The sequence below is a fragment of the Pantoea sp. NGS-ED-1003 genome, assembly GCF_000738765.1.
GTDB classification, from domain to species: domain Bacteria; phylum Pseudomonadota; class Gammaproteobacteria; order Enterobacterales; family Enterobacteriaceae; genus Pantoea; species Pantoea septica.
Window position 1 is genome coordinate 79,995 of the sequence record NZ_JPQA01000001.1, and the last position, 21,183, is coordinate 101,177.

The window sequence follows — 21,183 nt, forward strand, 5'->3', positions numbered from 1 at the left end:
CCTTGCCGGATTGCGTGCGGCCGCTGATTTTTGCGCCAGCCCGCGCTTTTAATCCCTGCTCAGTCTATACACGCCCAGGACGTCTGGTATGATGAGTGCCATTTCGACAAAGAAAGCAACGAGAACATATCGCTATGGTCATTAAGGCGCAGAGCCCTGCGGGATTTGCTGAAGAGTATATTATTGAAAGCATCTGGAACAGCCGCTTTCCTCCTGGGTCAATCCTTCCCGCTGAACGTGAGCTTTCTGAACTTATCGGCGTAACCCGTACCACGCTGCGTGAAGTGCTGCAGCGTCTGGCGCGCGACGGATGGCTGACGATCCAGCACGGCAAACCGACACGCGTAAACGACTTCTGGGAAACCTCCGGTCTGAATATTCTGGAGACGCTGGCGCGTCTGGATCACGATAGCGTCCCTGTGCTGATCGACAACCTGCTGTCGGTGCGCACCAATATCGCCTCGATCTTTATCAGCCGCGCGCTGCGTCACCATCCCGACAAGGCGCGCGCGGTGCTGGAGAGCGTCGCCGGCATTGAGGATCAGGCCGATGCCTATACCGAACTCGACTACCGCGTGTTCCGCGGTCTGGCGTTCGCTTCCGGCAATCCTATTTACGGTTTGATTCTCAACGGCCTGAAAGGGCTTTATACCCGCGTGGGCCGCTACTATTTTTCTAATCCAGAGGCCCGCGAGCTGGCGCGCAATTTCTACTCGCGGCTCGAAGCGCTGTGCGTTAAAGAGCCGTCGCAGGATCAGATTGTCGATGCGGTGCGCGAGTATGGCCGTCGCAGCGGCGAGATCTGGCACAGCATGCAGAAAAGCATGCCGGAAGATCTCGGCAGCAAGCGCTAACAGCATCCGTTTTTTTCAGGCAGCACGCTGTTTAAGGAGCGGGTAGCCTCAACAGAAGAGCAAAGCGTCCCGCGGCAGGGATGCCGCGGGCCGAGCGCGCAGGGATGCCTTGAGCGACTTTGCGATCTGTTGAGGCTACCCGCGACAGCGCCTGACTTACCGCTATAAAAAAACCGGACAGCGTCCGGTTTTTTCTTTTTACCTGTCTCTCACAGCGCATTGCCGCGCGTCGGACAGCGGTCCAGCAGCTCGACGCTGCCATCTTCGTTCTGCTGTTCGAGGATCACATCAAACCCCCACAGGCGATGCACATGCTTCATGACCTCGCGGCGACTCTTGTCAAGCGGCGTACGGCTTTGCGGCACGTAGCGCAGCGTCAGCGAGCGATCGCCGCGCAGGTCGACGTTATACACCTGAATATTTGGTTCCAGATTGCTCAGGTTGTACTGTGCGGAAAGCTGCTGACGAATGGCGCGGTAGCCCGCTTCATCATGGATGGCGGCGATCTCGAGATAGTTGTTGCGGTCGTCGTCCAGCACGGTAAACAGGCGGAAGTCACGCATCACCTTGGGCGACAGGAACTGGCTGATAAAGCTCTCGTCCTTGAATTCGCGCATGGCGAAGTGCAGGGTCTCCAGCCAGTCAGAGCCGGCAATATCCGGGAACCAGTAACGATCTTCCTCCGTCGGCGACTGACAGATGCGCTTGATATCCTGAAACATCGCGAAGCCGAGCGCGTAAGGATTAATGCCGTTATACCAGGGGCTGTTATAAGGCGGCTGGAACACCACGTTGGTATGGCTGTGCAGGAACTCGATCATAAAGCGATCCGAGACTTTGCCCTCATCATAGAGATGATTGAGGATGGTGTAGTGCCAGAAGGTCGCCCAGCCTTCATTCATCACCTGCGTCTGCTTCTGCGGATAGAAATACTGGCTCACCTTGCGCACGATGCGCAGGATCTCGCGCTGCCACGGTTCCAGCAGCGGCGCGTTCTTCTCCATAAAGTAGAGCAGGTTCTCCTGCGGCTCAGAGGGATAGCGCGCCGCCTCAACCTGCACCGCCTCTTTCTCGCGGCGCGGCAGGGTGCGCCACAGCGTATTCACCTGGCTTTGCAGATACTCTTCGCGGCTCTTCTGCCGCGCTTTCTCTTCCTGTAAGGAGATCTTCTGCGGACGCTTATAGCGATCGACGCCGTAGTTCATCAGCGCGTGGCAGGAGTCGAGCAGTCGTTCTACCTCTTCGACGCCGTAACGCTCTTCGCAGTCGGAAATATATTTCTTCGCAAACAGCAGATAGTCGACGATAGAGCTGGCATCGGTCCAGCTGCGGAACAGGTAGTTATTTTTGAAAAAGGAGTTGTGGCCGTAGCAGGCGTGCGCCATCACCAGCGCCTGCATGGTCATGGTATTCTCTTCCATCAGATAGGCGATACAGGGATTGGAGTTGATCACAATCTCATACGCCAGTCCCTGCTGTCCGTGCTTATAACGCTGCTCGGTTTCGATGAATTTTTTGCCGAACGACCAGTGAGCGTAGTTGATCGGCATACCGACGCTGGAGTAGGCGTCCATCATCTGCTCGGAGGTGATAACTTCAATCTGATGGGGATAGGTGTCGAGTCGGTAGAGTTTGGCTACGCGGTCAATTTCCGCAAGGTAGACATCGAGCAAATCGAATGTCCAGTCCGGTCCATCGCTGAGTCGTTTGCTGTCCTTAATCGGATCGTCAAAGATTGTCGTCATAGCGCACCTCTGTTTTGCAAACAGGCCTGCCCGCTGCGAGCAGCCGGTTTCGGTAATTTCAAGGCTCATCCCTAAGAAAGAGAACCCCAAAAACAGGCGAACACTTCAATGATAGCCCACTGTCACCTATCTGATCGCGGAACTCAACTGAATTATTCGGCACAAAATCATCCTAAAAAGAGCGCAAAAGCATTTGATGAACGCTTGTCAGTCTAAATGGCGAAAAGTCGGGATAAAATGCTGTTTATAAGTGGATTGTATGGCGTCGGCTTATTCTCCTGAAATAAGTGGATATTGCCGCATACGCTATTATTAACTGCTAAGAAGCGGTAAAAAGGCGCATAAGTTACTGATTTTGTCTCTGACCAACGATTTTAGTGTTCGAAAAAGTGAAAAACATGTGAAATAAGTTAATGAGGTAAGGGCTGTTACCGGCAGGTGTGAATACGCTGGTATTGCCCTGTAGTCTAGTGAATTATGCTTTTGAATTTGCCGGTGGGGGCGATATGCACGTAGTGATTCTCGGTAGTGGTGTGGTTGGCGTGGCGAGCGCCTGGTATCTGGCGCGCGCGGGCCATCAGGTGACGGTGCTGGATCGCCAGCCCGATGCTGCGCTGGAGACCAGCGCAGGCAACGCGGGGCAGATATCGCCCGGTTACGCGGCGCCCTGGGCCGCGCCGGGCGTGCCGCTGAAGGCGGTTAAATGGATGTTCCAGCGTCATGCGCCGCTGGCTATCCGCCTGGACGGCAGCAGCTTTCAGCTGGAATGGATGTGGAACATGCTGCGCAACTGCGACATGCAGCACTATCAGCAGAATAAAAGCCGCATGGTGCGCATCGCCGAATACAGCCGCGACTGCCTGAAGGCGCTGCGCGAAGAGACCGGCATCGCCTATGAAGGCCGACAGGGCGGCACGCTGCAGCTGTTCCGCACTCAGCAGCAGTTCGACAGCGCGAGTAAAGATATCGAGGTGCTGCGCGAGGCGGGCGTGCCTTATGAACTGCTGCACGCTCACGAGCTGGCGCGCGTCGAGCCGGCGCTGGCGCCCACGCAGCACAAGCTGACCGGCGGACTGCGCCTGCCCAACGATGAAACCGGCGACTGCCAGCTCTTTACGCAAAAGTTGGCGAAAATGGCGCAGGAGGCGGGCGTCGAGTTTCGCTTCAATACGCCGGTCGATCAGCTGCTGCGCGAAGGCAATCGCATTTATGGTGTGAAGTGCGGCGATGAAGTGATCAAAGGCGACAGCTACGTAGTGGCTTTCGGCTCCTACTCTACCGCGCTGCTGAAGCATATCCTCGATATTCCGGTCTACCCGCTGAAGGGCTACTCCCTGACTATCCCGGTGAAAAATCCGGAGGCCGCGCCGGTCTCTACGATTCTCGACGAAACCTACAAGGTGGCGGTTACCCGCTTCGACAACCGTATCCGCGTCGGCGGCATGGCGGAAATTGTTGGTTTTAACAACAAACTCTTGCCTGCGCGGCGGGAAACGCTGGAGATGGTGGTGCGGGATCTTTATCCTGAGGGCGGTCATATCGAACAGGCCAGCTTCTGGAGCGGTCTGCGCCCTATGACGCCAGACGGAACGCCGATTGTCGGACCGACGCCGCTCAGCAATCTCTATCTGAATACCGGACACGGCACGCTCGGCTGGACGATGGCCTGCGGCTCCGGTCAGCTGCTGGCCGACCTTATCAGCGGCAAAACCTCGGCGATCGCCGCCGACGATCTGTCGGTTTTCCGCTACTTGCCGGGTTTTACCCCGTCATCGTCACCATTACGCAACGCGAACGCCACGCGTTAACAGTCAGGGAGAGGGAGTATGTCACGTCCAGTTTTCGCCACCATCGATCAGCAGGCGCTGCGGCATAATCTGGCGATAGTGCGCCAGGCGGCGCCCGATGCGCGCGTCTGGTCGGTGGTCAAAGCCAATGCTTACGGCCACGGGCTGGCCCGCGTCTGGGAGAGCCTGGCGCAGACCGACGGCTTCGCCCTGCTGAATATGGAAGAGGCGATCCTGCTGCGCGACAGCGGCTGGCGTAAACCGATCCTGCTGCTGGAGGGCTTTTTCCATGCCGACGATCTGCAGCTGATCGATCGCTATCGCCTGACCACCAGCGTGCACAGCAACTGGCAGATCAAAGCGCTGGCGGAAGCGCGACTCTCCGCGCCGGTGGATATCTATCTGAAGGTCAACAGCGGCATGAACCGTCTCGGCTTCCGGCCTGAGCAGGCGCACGGCGCCTGGCAAAATCTGCGCGCGCTGGAAAACGTCGGCGACATTACGCTGATGGCGCACTTTGCCGATGCGGAAAACCCGGAAGGGCTGATCGCGCCGTTGCAGCGCATTGAACGCGCCGCCGAAGGGCTCGCGATTCCCCGTTCGCTCTCCAATTCCGCCTGCACGCTCTGGCATCCTGAAGCGCACTACGACTGGGTGCGCCCCGGTATCATTCTCTACGGCGCGTCGCCCAGCGGCGACTGGCAGGATATCGCCAGCACCGGCCTGAAGCCGGTGATGACGCTTAACAGCGAAATCATCGGCATCCAGCAGCTAAGCCGCGGCGACGGCGTCGGCTACGGCTATCGCTACCATGCGCAGCAGGAGCAGCGTATCGGCGTGGTGGCGTGCGGCTATGCCGACGGCTATCCGCGTCACGCGCCCAACGGCACGCCGGTCTGCGTGGATGGCGTAATGACTCAGGTGGTCGGCGCGATCTCGATGGATATGATCACCGTTGACCTGACGCCATGTCCGCAGGCAGGCATTGGTTCAACGGTCGAGCTGTGGGGCGAGCAGGTGAAAATCGATCAGGTGGCGAAAGCGGCCGGCACGGTCGGCTATGAGCTGATGTGCGCGCTGGCGCCGCGCGTGCCGGTCAGGGTTATTTAAGCGCGGTCAGCGAACCGCGCATCTTCTTACTGCAGCGCCAGGCGATGAGCGCCAGTGCTGCGCCCGCCAGCATCATCAGCGCCAGCGCGCTCTTTTCCGCCACGGGCAGCATGACAATCAGCAGGCTGCCCGCCGCGCCGCCCGCCATCTGAATAAACCCCTGCAGCGCTGCCGCTACGCCAGCCTGCTGCTGGTAGGGCTCCAGCGCATAGCTGGTGGCAGGGCCGACGGTAAAAGCCAGGCCCGCGACCGAAACGGCGACCGGCAGCATATAGAGCGCCCAGTGGCTCTGCGCGCCCTGCGGCAGCAAATGCATACCGGCGAACAGCAGCAGCGCGCCCGCCAGCATGGTGACGAAGCCCATCGCCAGACAGAACGGCCGTCCCGCCTTACGGATCGCTTTATTGACGAAGGCGCTCACCAGCATGATCCAGAAACCGTTGGCGCCAAAGGCGAACGAAAACTGCAGCGGCGTCAGGCCGCCTTCCGTCATCAGCACGTGCGGCGCCAGCGAAACATAGGTCAGCACCATGCCGAGCGCGCCCGCGTTGGCGAAAGCGAAGGCGAGAAAGCGCGGCTGACGCAGAATAGCGCCATACTGCGCCAGCGGCAGTCCCTTTACCCGCAGCGTATTGGCGGGGCGCGTTTCGGGCAGCCCGACGAGCACGATAACCGCGATAAGCAGGCCGTAGGCGCACAGGAACCAGAAGGGCGCGCGCCAGTCGAAGGCGCTGGCGAGCAGGCCGCCCAGCAAGGGCGCCAGCGCCGGCACGATATTCAGCGCGCCGTTCAGAAAACCGTAGGCACGCGCCGCGTCGTCGCCGCTCAGGCGGTCGCGCACGCCGCTAAAGGCGACAACGGCGCTACAGCAGACCGCGCAGCCCTGAATCAGGCGCGCCGACAGAAACATCGGCCAGCTGGTGGCGGTCGCCGCTACCGCGCTGCCCGCCACATAAAGCGCCAGGCCCAGCAGCGCGATCGGCTTGCGGCCGTAGTTATCCACCAGCGGGCCGGTCACCAGCTGCCCTAAGCCCATCACCAGCAGAAAGATCGGAATCGTCGTCTGGATCAGGCTGACCGGCGTATTCAGGCCGGCGGCGATATCAGGCAGGGTTGGCAGATAGAGATCGATGCCCAGCGGCGCCAGCAGCACCAGGCTTAACAGCATCAGGGTAAATTTTTGCATAAAAACCAGAAGGTGAACATCTTGTTAAAACAAGCGGGAAGGGTAATGAGTTGAGGACGAAAAGAAAAGCGGAAAATAGGATGCCCGCCGTAAAGCGGGCATCCTGAGCGCGCTTAGTAGGCGCCGTCGCGGCGCAGCACTACGCCGGCGGTTTTAAACAGAATGGCGATATCGGTCCACAGCGCCCAGTTCTTCACATACCAGGAGTCGAAGTAGACGCGCGTATCGTAGTCGATATCGTTGCGGCCGCTGACCTGCCACAGGCCGGTCATGCCCGGTTTCGCCATCAGATAGTAGTCGACATCGCCCGCATAGCGCTCCAGCTCCGCCTCGATAACCGGGCGCGGACCCACCAGGCTCATCTCGCCGCGGATAACGTTCCACAGCTGCGGCAGCTCATCAAGACTGGTTTTGCGCAGGAAGCCGCCGATGCTGGTGATGCGCGGATCCTTTTTCAGCTTAAAGTCTTTGTCCCATTCGGCACGCGCCTCTGCGCTGGTGGCCAGCAGTTGCTCCAGCACCTCTTTCGAGTTGGTCACCATTGAGCGGAACTTCAGGCATTTAAACTTCTCGCCGTTCTGGCCGATACGCTCATGACCGTAGATGGCGTTGCCGCCGTCGCGTTTCACCATATAGCAGAGCAGACCGAAAACCGGTGCAAGGAACAGCAGCAGCAGCGAGGCGACCACGATATCGAAGCCGCGCTTCAGGAAGCGCGAAGAGCGCTTGGCGAGGCTGTTGCTGACGCGCAGGATCATCACTTCATGGCTGAAGATAAATGACATATCGGTGCCGTAGAGCGGTACGCCGCGCAGCGTCGGGATGACGGAGATCGAGCGGCAGTTCATTTTCGACAGGAATTTCAGCCAGGTGTCGCGCACCACCTGCTGTTCAAATTCGGTGGCGACGATAAACTGCACGTTGTCGCGGTCAATGGTCTGCCAGTTAATGTCCTGCTGTTTGATAACTGGCACGCCGTTAACAGACGGCGGATTATTTTCGTCGTCGGTGCTGATAAATGCCTGCACGTTATAGCCGAGGATCTCTTCGCTCTGCAGTGCCGCGTAAGCTTCCATAGCGTTTTTGCCCGACCCGATAATAATGGTCTCTTTTTGCCACTGCCCGGCGCGGTTAATGGCGCGTTTGACGGCGGCGCGCATCAGCGGCAGCAGCAGCAGCGCGTAGCTCCAGCTAAACAGCCAGACCATGCGCGAAAAGTCCCACTTGGAAAAGGCGATCAGCGCCAGATCCAGCAGCGAAAACACGAACAGCGTTTTCACCACTTCTTTGAGTTCAAACCAAAAGGGTTTGCGGTAGGTGTAGTGACGCATGCGCATCCAGAAATAAGCGGTGCACAATACGGAAAGCGCAAATTGCGCAATAAAACGATATTCAATTTGATGAGGCGGAATAAATCCATCCAGGTCGCCCCAGATTCCCTGAATAGTGGCGGCGGATAAAAACAGCGCCAGATTAAGGGCAACCAAATCGGAAAAGCTTAACGCCAGCTTTGCGATGATATTTTTTCGCGTTCCGCTCCATGAGCGGCTCGCATCATTCATTACCAGTGTACTTGCCATAACACCTGCTCTCTTTTTTCTTAAGTAAAAGATGGCCTGACCAGAATCAAGTACGCGCTCAGGAGTGGACAACCGAAAAACCAAAACAATTGTTTTCAGTTCATTACAGTCGTTAGAGCCATACAGGCTGCAGTGAAGAGATAAAATAATTACGTGATTGTTGTCACGAAAATCTGCAGCAGCGATTAAGAGTATGCAGGAGATATTTGACAGAGTTAATACGGAACAAATCCTAAAAACCTTTTTTTGCCTAAAGTTTTTTATATCTAACCTGTTGAATTTATTGCTTAAAGCGAGGAAAGGGCGGGAAATAACCAAATATTTCAGACAACTTTTTCGGAATTACCGCCAGGCGTATTGGCTGGCGGCAAAATGTGCGGTCAGGCAGGTTTTTTTAACACCCACTGGTCTTGCTGTTTATCGTAATGCCCAATTTGTAAATCCACCGGTTCGCCATCAATCCAGGCCGGCACGCTGGTGTCATGGTCCCAGCCGTCGAGTTGATAACTCAGGTCGGGATTGGTTTGACAGGGAATAGTGACGGTCTGCAGATTATCGCTGTCGAGCTCGGCATCAATAATCTCATAACGACCAATTTTAACGACGTGTCCCATAACTCTCTCCCGTTTGCTGGACCAAATAATGAGCATAGCCGTTTCTGCTGGAATATCGAGCCGCAGCGCCTCGGATTATTCTCGCTCTTCCGCGACGCGCACCCCAATTTTAACGATGCGGTTATCTTCTTTTTCCGCCACCGTCCAGGTAATGTGATTCCACTCAACGTGATCGCCGACCACCGGCGTGCCGCCAAGCATGCTCATTACCAGCTGACCAAGCGACTGCAGGTCGTTGGTCTCTTCGCCCAGCTCCAGCCCGTAAATCTGCGCCACGTCGCGCAGGCGTGCCTCGGCGTCGAGTATGAAGTCGCCGAAAAAGCGCTGATCCAGCGAGACGGGTGGCGACTGGCTGAACATTTTGCCCAGCGCGGGCAGATCGCGTTCGCGACCGATAACGCAGATCACGTCGCCTTCCTTCAGCCGGGTATTCGCGTTCGGGTGCATCAGCGCATTGTCGCGAAACAGCGCGGCGATGCGGGTTTCGCGCGGCATCTGCAGATCGCGCAGCGCCGCGCCGACGCACCATTTGTCGGCGCTGAGCTGATAGACGAACTGCTCCCAGGGATTTTCCGGGTGAATATCCAGACCGACGCGGCTGATAGGCGACGCCGTGGGCGGCACCACGACGCGCGCTTTCTTTGCCGCAAAGCCGAGCGACGTGCCCTGCAGCATCAGCGACACCAGCACCACGAAGAAGGCGATATTAAAGTAGAGCGAGGCATTCTCCAGACCCGCCATCATCGGAAAGACCGCAAGAATAATCGGCACCGCGCCGCGCAGGCCGACCCAGCTGATAAAGATGCGCTCACGGCCGGTAAAGCCGCGGAAAGGCAGCAGCCCCACCAGAATCGACAGCGGACGCGCCACCAGAATCAGCCACAGCGACAGGATCATCGCCGGCACCGCGATATGCCACAGATCGGACGGCGTCACCAGCAGGCCAAGCACGATAAACATGCCGATCTGGCTGAGCCAGGCCATGCCGTCAAAAGTCTGCAGAATGCCGTGACGGTTGCGGATCGGCCTGTTGCCGAGCAGAAAACCGCAGAGATAGACCGCGAGAATGCCGCTGCCTTCCAGCATCGTGGTGAGCGCGAACACCAGTATGCCGCCGCTCAGGGCCAGCAGCGGGTAGAGGCCGGTGGCCAGGCTAATGCGGTTGATCAGCTGCTGCAGCGCCCAGCCGCCGCCCAGCCCCAGCACGATACCCAGACCGAACTGCTGCACCAGATGCACCAGGAACATCCAGTCGAGCCCGGTTTCGCCTTTCTGGATCATCTCAATCAGAGTAATAGTTAAAAACACCGCCATAGGGTCGTTGCTGCCTGACTCAATCTCCAGCGTAGAGCTGACGCGCTCGTTCAGGCCTTTGTCGCCCAGCAGCGAGAAGACCGCCGCGGCATCGGTGGAGCCGATGATGGCGCCGATCAGAAAGCCCTGCATTAAATCGAGCCGGAACAGCCACGCGGCCGCCAGACCGGTCAGCCCGGCGGTGATCATCACGCCGACCGTCGCCAGCGAGAGCGCCGGTCCCAGCGCCACCTTGAACGAGCTGGCCTTGGTGCGCATGCCCCCGTCCAGCAGGATCACCGCCAGCGCCAGGTTGGAGATCAGATAGGCGGCGGGGTAGTTGTCGAAGGCGATGCCGCCAATGCCGTCGACGCCGGTCAGCATGCCTAACGCCAGAAATATCACAAGGATAGGGATGCCGAGCCGCGAAGAGAAAGAACTGAGTAAGATGCTTGACGCAACCAGCACAGAACCGATGATAAAAAGGCTGTAGACAATGTTGTGGTTCAATGGGCTCTCCTGCGGTTACGACAATGATAAGAAGGCTGGTGCGGGGAATGGCCGTCCATCTGAAAAAGAAGATGCGTAATCAGTAAGTTGTCAGCGCGTAATCTCTAATTATACGAATTGATTTTTCTGTCTGAGCTAAGGCTTAATGTGCAAAAAAAAGGCCTTGTTCGTCAAGAGGATTAATGGCGGGTATTTTAGCAGGTATTCGCGGGATTAAATAAAAAAGCCGGTCAGCGACCGGCTCAGAGCATCAGGCTTCCGCTGCCTGTTTGTGAAACAGCTCGCGAAATACCGGGTAAATATCCTCCGGCTCGCGGATATGCTGGATGGCGAAATTATTGAACATCGCCTGCAGATGTTCATATTCGCGCCACAGCGTCTGGTGCGCACGCCGGGTTATCTCAATATAGCTGTAGTAGCGCACCACCGGCAGAATGTTCTTCGCCAGAATCTCGTGGCAGAGCGGCGAATCGTCCGCCCAGTTATCGCCGTCCGACGCCTGGGCCGCATAGATGTTCCACTGCGACGGATCGTAGCGCTCTTTGACCACCTCATCCATCAGCTTCAGGGCGCTGGAGACGATGGTGCCGCCGGTTTCCTGCGAATAGAAGAACTCTTGCTCATCGACCTCTTTCGCCTGCGTATGGTGGCGGATATAGACCACGTCCACGTTTTTATAGGTCCGGCTCAGGAACAGGTAAAGCAGAATATAGAAACGCTTCGCCATATCCTTCGTCGCCTGATCCATTGAGCCGGAGACATCCATCAGGCAGAACATTACCGCCTGGCTGGAGGGCTCTGGCCGTTTTTCAAAGTTCTTATAGCGCAGGTCAAAGGTGTCGATAAAGGGCACGCGCTCGATACGCGCGCGTAGTTCAGCAATCTCTTTGCGCAGGCGCTCCTCTTCCAGCAGCTGCGCCGGCTCCGCTTTCTCAATCGCCGTCAGCGCCTCCTCCAGCTCATGCATCATGCGGCGCTTGCCTGCGGTCATCGCGGTGCGTCTTGCCAGCGAATTTTGCAGCGACCGTACCACGCTAATATTGGCGGGCACGCCATTAGAGGTAAAACCGGCGCGATGGGTTTTATATTCATTCAGCTGGCGATGCTGGTTTTTACGCAGATTCGGCAGCGCCAGATCTTCGAACAGCAGGTCGAGATACTCATCTTTAGAGATCTGGAAAACGAACTCATCCTGACCTTCGCCATCCTGACTGGCGTTGCCCTGGCCGCTGCCTCCGCCACCTCCGCCGCCCTGAGGCCGCTCGATACGGTCGTTCTGCACAAAGTGGTCGTTGCCGGGATGGACGCGATGACGGCTGCCGCCGCGGCCCTGATGGAAAATCGGTTCGTTAATATCGTCGACTGGAATGGAAACGGACTCGCCACTTTCAACGTCGGTTACCGAACGCTTATTGATGGCCTCCGAGATAGACTGTTTGATTTGCGACTTATAACGGCGCAAAAAGCGCTGTCTGTTGACTGCGCTTTTATTCTTGCCGTTGAGTCGCCGATCGATGAAGTAGGCCATAAAACTCCCCCAAACGTTGTAAGCAGGTCGGGCAGGGGCCCGACCTTATGAGTATTAATGCCAGCGCATCAACGTGCTTACGCGTTGTGATTAGGACGATTTACGCACGCGCAGATACCATTCGCACAGCAGACGCACCTGCTTGCGGGTATAGCCTTTCTCCATCATGCGCTCGACGAAATCGTCATGTTTCTTCTGTTCATCCGTGGAGGTTTTGGTATTGAACGAGATAACCGGCAGCAGTTCCTCGGTGTTCGAGAACATTTTTTTCTCGATCACGGTGCGCAGCTTCTCGTAACTGGTCCAGTTGGGATTGCGGCCGTTATTCTGCGCGCGGGCGCGCAGCACAAAGTTTACAATCTCGTTGCGGAAATCTTTCGGGTTGCTGATCCCGGCCGGTTTCTCAATTTTTTCCAGTTCCGCATTCAGCGACTCGCGGTCGAACAGCTGTCCGGTATCGGGATCGCGGTACTCCTGATCCTGAATCCAGAAATCGGCGTAGGTCACATAGCGGTCAAAGATGTTTTGGCCATATTCAGAGTAGGACTCCAGATAGGCGGTCTGAATCTCCTTGCCGATAAACTCAGCGTATTTGGGGATCAGATAGCCTTTCAGGTGCTCCAGATACTTCTCTGCCTGATCCTGCGGGAACTGCTCGCGCTCAATCTGCTGCTCCAGCACATAGAAAAGGTGCACCGGGTTCGCCGCCACTTCGTTGTGATCGAAGTTAAACACGCGCGACAGGATTTTAAACGCGAAGCGGGTAGAGAGGCCGTTCATGCCTTCGTCAACGCCGGAGTAGTCGTGATACTCCTGCCAGGATTTCGCTTTCGGGTCGGTATCCTTCAGGCTTTCGCCGTCATAAACGCGCATTTTCGAATAGATGCTGGAGTTCTCCGGCTCTTTCAGGCGCGACAGGATAGAGAACCGGGCCAGGGTTTCCAGCGTGCCGGGCGCGCAGGGCGCGGTTGCCAGTTCGCTGTGGTTAAGCAGTTTCTCGTAGATTTTGATCTCTTCGGAAACGCGCAGGCAGTAAGGCACCTTGACGATGTAGACGCGGTCAAGAAACGCCTCGTTGTTTTTGTTGTTGCGGAAGGTCACCCATTCCGATTCGTTGGAGTGCGCCAGGATAATGCCGTTGAACGGCAGCGCCGAGATCCCCTCCGTACCGTTGTAGTTCCCTTCCTGCGTCGCGGTCAGCAGGGGATGCAGCACCTTAATCGGCGCTTTAAACATCTCGACGAATTCCATGATCCCCTGGTTAGCACGGCACAGCGCGCCGGAATAACCGTAGGCGTCGGGATCGTTTTGCGCATGATTCTCCAGCTTGCGGATATCGACTTTACCCACCAGCGCGGAGATGTCCTGGTTATTCTCGTCGCCAGGCTCGGTTTTAGCGATCGCCAGCTGTTCGAGAATCGACGGCCAGACTTTCACTACTTTGAAGCGGGTGATATCGCCGCCGAATTCATGCAGCCGTTTCGCCGCCCAGGGCGACATAATGGTGCCGAGGTAGCGACGCGGCACGTTGTACTCTTTTTCAAGAATGTTGGCGTCTTCCTGCGGATTGAACAGGCAGAGCGGATGATCGTTGACCGGGCTGCGTTCGCCGTCGGCGCTCAACACATAGATAGGCACGCGCTGCATCAGCGCTTTCAGACGCTCTGCCAGCGAGGATTTACCGCCGCCGACCGGCCCCAGCAGGTACAGGATCTGTTTTCTCTCCTCCAGACCCTGCGCGGCATGTTTCAGATAGGAAACGATCTGCTCTATGGCCTCTTCCATGCCATAGAACTCTTCGAAGGCCGGGTAGCGGCCAATCACACGGTTGGAGAATATTCTGGAAAGGCGTGGCTCCTGGGCAGTATCGACCATTACTGGCTCACCTATAGCCATTAACAGTCGCTCTGCGGCGTTGGCGTATGCACTGCGATCCTGCTTACAGATGGCAAGAAATTCCTGCAGTGTGAACTCTTCGTCCTTGGCAGCTTCATAACGCTGACGATAGTGATCGAATATATTCATAGCGATGCCCGTCCTTTCGTTTTTAGCACAGGTAAAGGAGCGTAATTAAAGGCTCATGCAGCTCCCGGAAGATATTCTCATTTGAGTACAGCAACCCTTATGCCAACCTGATGTATTGTTATCGGGGTACACACTTCTTATGGTCACTCTGCTCGTACTAAGACTCACGGCTTACTTTTAACTGTAGAAGGCATTTAGGAAATTTCCTCCGCATAATTTTACTATTTGGCGATATATCAATAACAAAGTCAGATTGTTGCAAAGCCAGCTTTGCGTCAACCAAAGGGAAAAGAGAGTAGAATCCGGCAGATGTGCCGCTTTCAGCCGCTCTGTTAAAGAGCACCTCAGATAATGGTTAAACCGGCGAGCAAAAATCGTTAAACTTCGTAGTGATTTTTATATTTATGGAAGAAATAAATTGTGAACCAATTCAAACTTAAAGCGCCTGGCGCAATTATTTGTGCTCTTTTTTTCGCTAATACCGCTGCTGCTGAATCCTTGTCGCTTGGCGCATCAGTGATTTACGCGCAGTCTCCCTATCGTGGCGGGCAGGATCGTTATTTGCCGGTTCCCGTCATCAATTATGAGGGCGATAATTTCTGGTTCCATTCTCTGCAGGGCGGTTATTACCTGTGGAAAGATCCGCAAAATCAGCTCTCTCTGACGCTGCTCGGTTCGCCGCAGCAGTACGATCCGGATGACAACGATCTCGGCGACATGAAAGGCCTTGATAAGCGCCGTATGACCCTCATGGGCGGCGCCACCTATAACCATATGGCGGAGTGGGGCATCCTGCGCACGGCGCTGCTGGGCGATGTGCTTAACAACAGCAACGGCATCATCTGGGATATGACCTACCTCTATCGCTTCGATTTCGGCGATTTCAGCCTGACGCCAGGCGTCGGCGCAATGTGGACCAGCGCCAATCAGAACCGCTACTACTATGGCGTCTCCAGCCATGAATCGGCGCGCACCGGCATCGACCGCTATCAGCCTGACGACAGCTGGTCTCCCTACGTCGAGCTGAGCGCCAGCTATCAGATCACGCCGCAGTGGAACGCCAGCCTGGTGGGACGCTATACCCGCTTCGACAGCGAGATTAAAGACAGCCCGATGATCGACAAGAGCGGACAGACCACGCTCTGGACCGGCATCAGCTACAGCTTCTAATCGGCGCTGTCGCGGGGCAAATTGTTAACCAGGCACCAAAAGGGTGCCCTGATTTGATGCAGGAGCAAACGGATGGACAAAGCGATCGCTTTTGATGACCACACGCGACTACCCGCGATAGGTCAGGGCACCTGGTATATGGGCGAAGACGCCGCGCGACGCCGTGAAGAGGTCGCCGCGCTACAGGCGGGACTCGATGCGGGCCTGACGCTGATTGACACCGCCGAGATGTATGCGGACGGCGGCGCGGAAGAGGTGGTCGGCGAGGCGCTGCGCGGACGACGCGACAGCGCGTTTCTCGTTTCGAAAGTTTATCCCTGGAACGCGGGCGAAATGGATGCTATCGACGCCTGCGAGCGCAGCCTGCGGCGGCTCGATACCGATCGACTGGATCTCTATCTGCTGCACTGGCGCGGCAACGTGCCGCTTGAAGAGACTATTCGCGCAATGGAAACCCTTCAGCAGCAGGGCAAAATCCTGCGCTGGGGCGTCTCTAATTTTGACGTCGACGATCTGCAGGAGCTGCTGGAAGAACCTGGCGGCGCACGCTGCGCCACCAATCAGGTGCTGTATCATCTCGCGTCGCGCGGCATCGAGTTCGATCTGCTGCCCGCCTGCCAGCAGCGTCAGATGCCGGTCATGGCCTATTGCCCGCTGGTGCAGGCCGGAAGGCTGCGACAGGCGCTCTTTTCCGACACCACGCTGGTGGAGATTGCACAACAGAAGGGCATTAGCGTCGCGCAGCTGCTGCTGGCGTGGGTTATCCGCAAAGAGGGCGTGATGGCAATCCCTAAGGCGAGCTCGCAGGCGCACGTGAAAGAGAATGCCGCGGCGCTCCAGATCCGGCTGAGCGACGATGAGCTGGCGCGAATCAACCAGGCGTTTCCGCCGCCGCAGCACAAGATGGCGCTGGATGTCGTCTAAAAGTAAAGCTATGCCAGCGTTCTGCTGGTGCGGCGTGGTCGCGAGTGACACGGCGCGTGCGCCAGTCGCTCGCACGTCTGGCGCAGGACGCATTGCTCTGCGTTTCGTGTCACTCACTTCTCAATCAGGCAGCCGCCTGACTTCTTTTAAGCTTTCTGCCGCAGACGGAAGGTGGTCGCCAGCCGCGCCGGTTTTTCGCCTGCGCTGCGCATCGGTTTAGAGATGCGCGCCGTCTCCACGCAAACCATGGTTTTATAGCCGTCGTTGGCCATGTCCGCCATGCTGCATGACAGCTCAACGCCTGGGTTCCAGGTCACCACGTCGCTGTGATGATGGTGATAGACCTCAATCACGCGCTGTCCCTGTTTATCCTGAATCAGCGCGCAATCTTCCGGCTGGGTGAAGACGCGGTCAATACGGCCCGGATAGGTCTGTTTGCCGCTGGAGGTTTGCTCGCTGTTGTTGTCGACCTTGTCGATAAAGTGCGAACCCAGACCGCTTACCTCTACGCCGGCGATATCGGCCACCTGGAAATAGCTGTGCAGCGCGCCGGTCGCGGTAAAGTCCCCGTGCGCTTCCAGCTCGATTTCGCAGTGCTTGCCGAGGCGGAAACGGGCGAACAGGGTAAAGTCATGCGGCCATAATTTTTTCGTCTGCGCCGTACTCTCCAGCACGAAGGTCAGCATTACGCTCTCTTCGTTCTCATCGTGCGCCGACAGCGTCCACGGCTGATTACGGGCGAAACCGTGCGCCGGTTCGCCTTCCGGCCCAAACCACGGCCAGCAGATGGGCACGCCGCCGCGAATGGCTTTGCCAGCAGCAAAAAGCGACTTTTCGCTCAGCCAGATAACCGGCTTTTCTCCGCTCGGCTGCCAGGCGATCAGATGCGCGCCCTGAAGCGTAATCGCAGCACGCACCTGAGGATGGCTTACTACAATCACCGGCAGATCGCCCAGCTGACGCTGCGAGAGGTAAGGGGAGATCTGCTTCACCACGGGCAGCGAGAAAATTTTATCTTGCATAACCGAATCCTTCCTGTTGCTACGAAAAAAAAGGGCGACCGAAGTCGCCCTTGTTGTCTGTCGTGACCGGTCTGCTTATTTAGCAACCAGCGCGATCAGGTCGAGAACTTTGTTTGAGTAGCCGGTTTCGTTGTCGTACCAGGAAACCAGTTTCACGAAGTTGTCGTTCAGCGCGATGCCAGCTTTAGCGTCGAACACGGAAGTCAGCACTTCGCCGTTGAAGTCGGTAGAAACCACGTCGTCTTCAACGTAGCCCAGCACGTCTTTCATCTCGCCTTCTGCAGCGGCTTTGATCGCTGCACAAATTTCTTTGTAAGAAGCCGCTTTTTCCAGACGGACGGTCAGGTCAACAACAGAAACGTTCGGAGTCGGTACGCGGAACGCCATACCGGTCAGTTTACCGTTTAGCTCCGGCAGGACTTTGCCCACGGCTTTCGCTGCGCCAGTAGAAGACGGGATGATGTTCTGAGATGCGCCGCGGCCGCCGCGCCAGTCTTTGTGAGACGGGCCGTCAACGGTTTTCTGCGTGGCGGTGGTCGCGTGAACGGTGGTCATCAGACCTTCGACGATGCCGAATTTGTCGTTGATGACTTTCGCCAGCGGTGCCAGGCAGTTGGTGGTGCAGGAAGCGTTAGAAACGATGTCCTGGCCAGCATATTTGTCGAAGTTAGCGCCGCGAACGAACATCGGGGTGTCGTCTTTAGACGGACCGGTCAGCACGACTTTCTTCGCGCCGGCAGTGATGTGTTTACGTGCGGTTTCGTCAGTCAGGAAGATGCCGGTAGCTTCAGCAACAACGTCAACGCCTGCTTCGTCCCACTTCAGGTTAGCCGGGTCTCTCTCAGAGGTAACGCGGATTTTTTTGCCGTTAACGATCAGCGCGCCGTCCTGTACTTCAACGGTACCGTCGAAGCGGCCGTGCGTTGAGTCGTACTTCAGCATGTAAGCCATGTAGTCCGCGTCTAACAGGTCGTTGATCGCAACGATTTCGATGTCAGAACGCTGCTGAGCAGCACGGAAAACGATACGGCCGATACGACCAAAACCGTTGATACCTACTTTGATAGTCATATATTCCACCAGCTATTTGTTAGTGAATAAAAGGTTGGCTGTAAAATTACAAAAACCTTACCAGGCGTCAAGCGGAATCGTGTCAATAGTTGCGACAGGTCAATCCGTTCGACAGGAATAATTTGATGCGCAACCGCTTGCGCAACAAGCGTGTTGAGATGATGCCGAAACCCGATTGCTGAATATAAAGGGATAGCGCTAGCAAAAGGTGATCGAGGTCACAAATCTACGCTGCGAAAGGGAAGTATGGTCGCTAAGCACGAAAAAAGCCCCGGTAATGTTATTCGTTTGTTAGAATAGTAGACGATTTTTTCAGAATGACACTCTCCGGAACCACTCAAATGGCTAAAGAAACCGCACCTGAAGCAAAAATTGCGCAATTGTCTGAAATGCAGCGCTATGTGACCCAGCAGCGCGGCACGGAACCGCCTTTCAGCGGCGCGCTTCTGCACAATAAACAGGAAGGCATCTATCACTGCCTGGTCTGCAACGCGCCGCTGTTTCTCTCGGAAACCAAGTATGACTCTGGCTGCGGCTGGCCGAGTTTCTATCAGCCGGTAGGCGACGACGCGATTCGCTATCTGGAGGATGACTCTCACGGCATGCATCGGATCGAAATTCGCTGTAATAACTGCGATGCGCACCTGGGACACGTCTTCCCGGACGGGCCGCAGCCGACCGGCGAACGCTACTGCGTTAACTCGGCGTCGCTGAGCTTTACCGACGAGCAGGGCGACGAACAGCAGGGGTGATGAATGAAACAACAGCTTGAGGCGATGGTCGACGCCATGACGCCTGAGGTCTACGAACGACTGGCAACGGCGGTGGAAACCGGTAAATGGCCGGACGGCGTGGCGCTGTCGCAGGAGCAGCGTGACAACTGCCTGCAGCTGGTGATGCTCTATCAGGCGCGCCATAACGAGGCGCCGCAGCATATGACCATCGGCAAGGGCGGCGAAATGGTGACAAAATCGAAGCGAGAGCTGAAAGAAGAGTTCGGTATCGACGCAGAGATTACGCGCATCAATCTGCACTGAATATAAGGCCGACCTTGCGTCGGCCTTACGCTATAGCGCTAAATCAGCACCGCACCCTGCGCCTTCATCTGGGCGAACGCGATATCGCTGTCTTCCGGGCTGAGATTCACCCCGCGACAGCCTTCCTTCACCACCGTCACCTGATAACCCAGCTCCAGCGCGTCCAGCACGCTGTACTTCACGCAGTAGTCCGTGGCGATTCCCAGCATCACAAGATGGGTTATCCCGCGCGCCTGCAGCCAGCTGTCCAGCTCGGTTTTGCGCCGATGGCCGTTGTCGAAAAAGGCGCTGTAGCTGTCGACGTCGACATCCTGTCCCTTATGGAATACCGCGTCGATCAGGCTGCGATCGAGGCCGGGATGAAGCTCGGCGCCGGCGGAACCCTGAATGCCGTGATCCGGCCACCAGATTTGCGCCAGCCCGTTGAGTTCGCCCAGCGTGTAGACCGGTTCGCCGGATACCGAGGCGAAGCTGCCGTGGTTAGCCGGATGCCAGTCCTGCAGCGCCAGCACGCACTCGCCGCGGGCGCGGAATTCGCGCGCATAGCGGTTGGCGACCGGCACGGTCATATCGCCTTCATGCACGGCCATGGGGCCGCCGGGACAAAAATCGTTTTGAATATCTATGATGATGAGGGCCTGCTTCATAACAGGTGGCTCCGTAATTAGTCTTCGGTCAGTTCACCGCGCAAATTTTGCTGCATCCTGGCGCGGATCTCATCGCAGGAGAGCGACTGACTCAGTAAAAAGTGGAGCTTGGTCAGCGCGGCTTCCACCGTTAAATCAAATCCGCTTATGACGCCCGCATGCTCAAGAGCATTGCCGGTGGCGTAGCCGCCCATGTTCACCTTGCCGGAAATACACTGGGTCAGGTTAACCACTACAATGCCGCGCTCGCTGGCCTGCTGCAGCTCGGCGAGAAACTCGGCGTTCTGCGGCGCGTTGCCGACGCCGTAGGAGCGCAGGATCAGCGCTTTTACCGGCTGGCGTAAAAAGTTGCGCACCACATCCGCCGAGATGCCTGGATAGATGGTGACGACGCCGATAGGCTGCGGCGTAATGGTATGCACCTTCAGCGGTCCATGGCCTTGCGGCGCGGGCGGCGTATTCAGCCGGCGAATATGGATGCCGGCCTCCAGCAGGGCGGAAAGGTTCGGCGATGCAAAAGCGTTAAAGCCGTCCGCATGCGCTTTCGTGGTGCGGTTGCCGCGATAGAGCTGGTTGTTGAAAAACAGCGAGACTTCATTCACGGGATAGTTCGCCGCCACGTAGAGCGCATTCAGCAGGTTTTGCTGGCCGTCGGAGCGTAGCTCCGCCAGCGGGATCTGCGAACCGGTCACGATAACGGGCTTCGCCAGGTTCTCCAGCATAAACGACAGCGCCGAAGCGGTGAAGGCCATGGTATCGGTTCCATGCAGGATAACAAATCCATCGTAGCGATCATAATTTTGTCGAATATCTTCCGCGATAGCCTGCCAGTCTTCGGGCGTCATATCGGAAGAGTCGATCAGCGGATCGTATTCATGAATAGTGAAATCCGGCATCTCAGGGCGGTGGAACTCCGGCATATTCGCCAGCTGTTGCTGCAGGTGACCTGAAACCGGAATATAGCCCTGCGCGGAGCGCTGCATGCCGATAGTGCCGCCGGTATAGGCGACATAAATGTTTTTCTTTTGCATCAGAAACTCAGACTTGCCGTAAAACGCGCAGTATAAGGGGAAAGCGGGG

General features: G+C 56.8%; 18 protein-coding genes. 7 read left to right on the forward strand and 11 right to left on the reverse strand.

The annotated features are described in order from the left end of the window. Window positions 1-134 precede the first annotated feature (134 nt). Window positions 135-854, forward strand: a complete 720-nt coding sequence (gene fadR / locus JS46_RS00405) for a fatty acid metabolism transcriptional regulator FadR (RefSeq protein ID WP_033746644.1) — start codon at window positions 135-137, stop codon at window positions 852-854. 209 nt (window positions 855-1,063) lie between these two features. Here fadR and JS46_RS00410 read toward each other — a convergent pair whose 3' ends face one another. After that, window positions 1,064-2,599 carry a SpoVR family protein gene (locus JS46_RS00410; RefSeq protein ID WP_033746648.1) on the reverse strand — a complete coding sequence of 512 codons (1,536 nt, stop codon included), beginning with the start codon at window positions 2,597-2,599 and terminating at the stop codon, window positions 1,064-1,066. A 506-nt stretch (window positions 2,600-3,105) separates the two neighbouring features. Between JS46_RS00410 and JS46_RS00415 the strand changes: the two genes are divergently transcribed. Both JS46_RS00415 and dadX read left to right on the forward strand, forming a co-directional pair. Further along, entirely contained in the window at window positions 3,106-4,407 is a 1,302-nt protein-coding gene (locus tag JS46_RS00415; RefSeq protein ID WP_033746651.1) for a D-amino acid dehydrogenase, read from the forward strand. Window positions 4,408-4,425: 18 nt separating this feature from the next. Continuing rightward, the gene (gene dadX / locus JS46_RS00420) at window positions 4,426-5,496 is read left to right on the forward strand and encodes a catabolic alanine racemase DadX (protein ID WP_033746654.1); all 1,071 of its coding nucleotides are present in this window, start codon (window positions 4,426-4,428) and stop codon (window positions 5,494-5,496) included. Here the strand turns inward: dadX and JS46_RS00425 are convergent. The 6 genes from JS46_RS00425 to yeaG form a co-directional block, all read right to left on the reverse strand. Further along, on the reverse strand, window positions 5,489-6,682 hold the full coding sequence (locus JS46_RS00425) for a multidrug effflux MFS transporter (RefSeq protein WP_033746658.1): 1,194 nt from the start codon (window positions 6,680-6,682) through the stop codon (window positions 5,489-5,491). The genes dadX and JS46_RS00425 overlap by 8 nt on opposite strands. A gap of 113 nt (window positions 6,683-6,795) precedes the next feature. Continuing rightward, window positions 6,796-8,262 carry an undecaprenyl-phosphate galactose phosphotransferase WbaP gene (wbaP, locus tag JS46_RS00430; RefSeq protein WP_033746661.1) on the reverse strand — a complete coding sequence of 489 codons (1,467 nt, stop codon included), beginning with the start codon at window positions 8,260-8,262 and terminating at the stop codon, window positions 6,796-6,798. A 380-nt stretch (window positions 8,263-8,642) separates the two neighbouring features. Beyond that, window positions 8,643-8,876: a DUF1480 family protein gene (locus tag JS46_RS00435; RefSeq protein ID WP_033746662.1), complete on the reverse strand. Its 234-nt coding sequence runs from the start codon at window positions 8,874-8,876 to the stop codon at window positions 8,643-8,645. Window positions 8,877-8,951: 75 nt separating this feature from the next. Further along, window positions 8,952-10,679 (reverse strand): potassium/proton antiporter, encoded by a 1,728-nt coding sequence (locus JS46_RS00440; protein ID WP_033746665.1) that lies wholly within the window; start codon window positions 10,677-10,679, stop codon window positions 8,952-8,954. A gap of 250 nt (window positions 10,680-10,929) precedes the next feature. Beyond that, a complete protein-coding gene (locus JS46_RS00445) occupies window positions 10,930-12,207 on the reverse strand; it encodes a YeaH/YhbH family protein (protein WP_033746667.1) in 1,278 nt (425 codons plus the stop codon). 90 nt (window positions 12,208-12,297) lie between these two features. After that, a complete protein-coding gene (gene yeaG / locus JS46_RS00450; RefSeq protein ID WP_033746670.1) occupies window positions 12,298-14,232 on the reverse strand; it encodes a protein kinase YeaG in 1,935 nt (644 codons plus the stop codon). A 420-nt stretch (window positions 14,233-14,652) separates the two neighbouring features. Here yeaG and JS46_RS00455 point away from each other — a divergent pair, with 420 nt between their 5' ends. Then, complete coding sequence (locus tag JS46_RS00455; RefSeq protein WP_033746672.1) at window positions 14,653-15,402, forward strand: MipA/OmpV family protein; 750 nt, start codon at window positions 14,653-14,655, stop codon at window positions 15,400-15,402. Window positions 15,403-15,474: 72 nt separating this feature from the next. After that, window positions 15,475-16,326 carry an aldo/keto reductase gene (locus JS46_RS00460; protein WP_033746674.1) on the forward strand — a complete coding sequence of 284 codons (852 nt, stop codon included), beginning with the start codon at window positions 15,475-15,477 and terminating at the stop codon, window positions 16,324-16,326. A gap of 146 nt (window positions 16,327-16,472) precedes the next feature. On the opposite strand, the gene JS46_RS00465 is transcribed toward JS46_RS00460, so the two are convergent. Together JS46_RS00465 and gapA are read right to left on the reverse strand one after the other, a co-directional pair. Beyond that, entirely contained in the window at window positions 16,473-17,348 is an 876-nt protein-coding gene (locus JS46_RS00465; protein ID WP_033746676.1) for a D-hexose-6-phosphate mutarotase, read from the reverse strand. Between the two features lie 75 nt (window positions 17,349-17,423). After that, window positions 17,424-18,419 carry a glyceraldehyde-3-phosphate dehydrogenase gene (gapA, locus tag JS46_RS00470; protein ID WP_033746678.1) on the reverse strand — a complete coding sequence of 332 codons (996 nt, stop codon included), beginning with the start codon at window positions 18,417-18,419 and terminating at the stop codon, window positions 17,424-17,426. A 341-nt stretch (window positions 18,420-18,760) separates the two neighbouring features. On the opposite strand from gapA, the gene msrB reads away from it, so the two are divergent. Both msrB and JS46_RS00480 read left to right on the forward strand, forming a co-directional pair. After that, the gene (gene msrB / locus JS46_RS00475) at window positions 18,761-19,171 is read left to right on the forward strand and encodes a peptide-methionine (R)-S-oxide reductase MsrB (protein WP_033746681.1); all 411 of its coding nucleotides are present in this window, start codon (window positions 18,761-18,763) and stop codon (window positions 19,169-19,171) included. Window positions 19,172-19,174: 3 nt separating this feature from the next. Further along, window positions 19,175-19,456: a YeaC family protein gene (locus JS46_RS00480; protein ID WP_033746684.1), complete on the forward strand. Its 282-nt coding sequence runs from the start codon at window positions 19,175-19,177 to the stop codon at window positions 19,454-19,456. A gap of 38 nt (window positions 19,457-19,494) precedes the next feature. Here the strand turns inward: JS46_RS00480 and pncA are convergent, their stop codons facing one another. Together pncA and ansA are read right to left on the reverse strand one after the other, a co-directional pair. Then, a complete protein-coding gene (gene pncA, locus JS46_RS00485) occupies window positions 19,495-20,103 on the reverse strand; it encodes a bifunctional nicotinamidase/pyrazinamidase (RefSeq protein WP_033746687.1) in 609 nt (202 codons plus the stop codon). A 17-nt stretch (window positions 20,104-20,120) separates the two neighbouring features. After that, the gene (gene ansA, locus JS46_RS00490) at window positions 20,121-21,134 is read right to left on the reverse strand and encodes an asparaginase (RefSeq protein ID WP_033746690.1); all 1,014 of its coding nucleotides are present in this window, start codon (window positions 21,132-21,134) and stop codon (window positions 20,121-20,123) included. Window positions 21,135-21,183 lie beyond the last annotated feature (49 nt).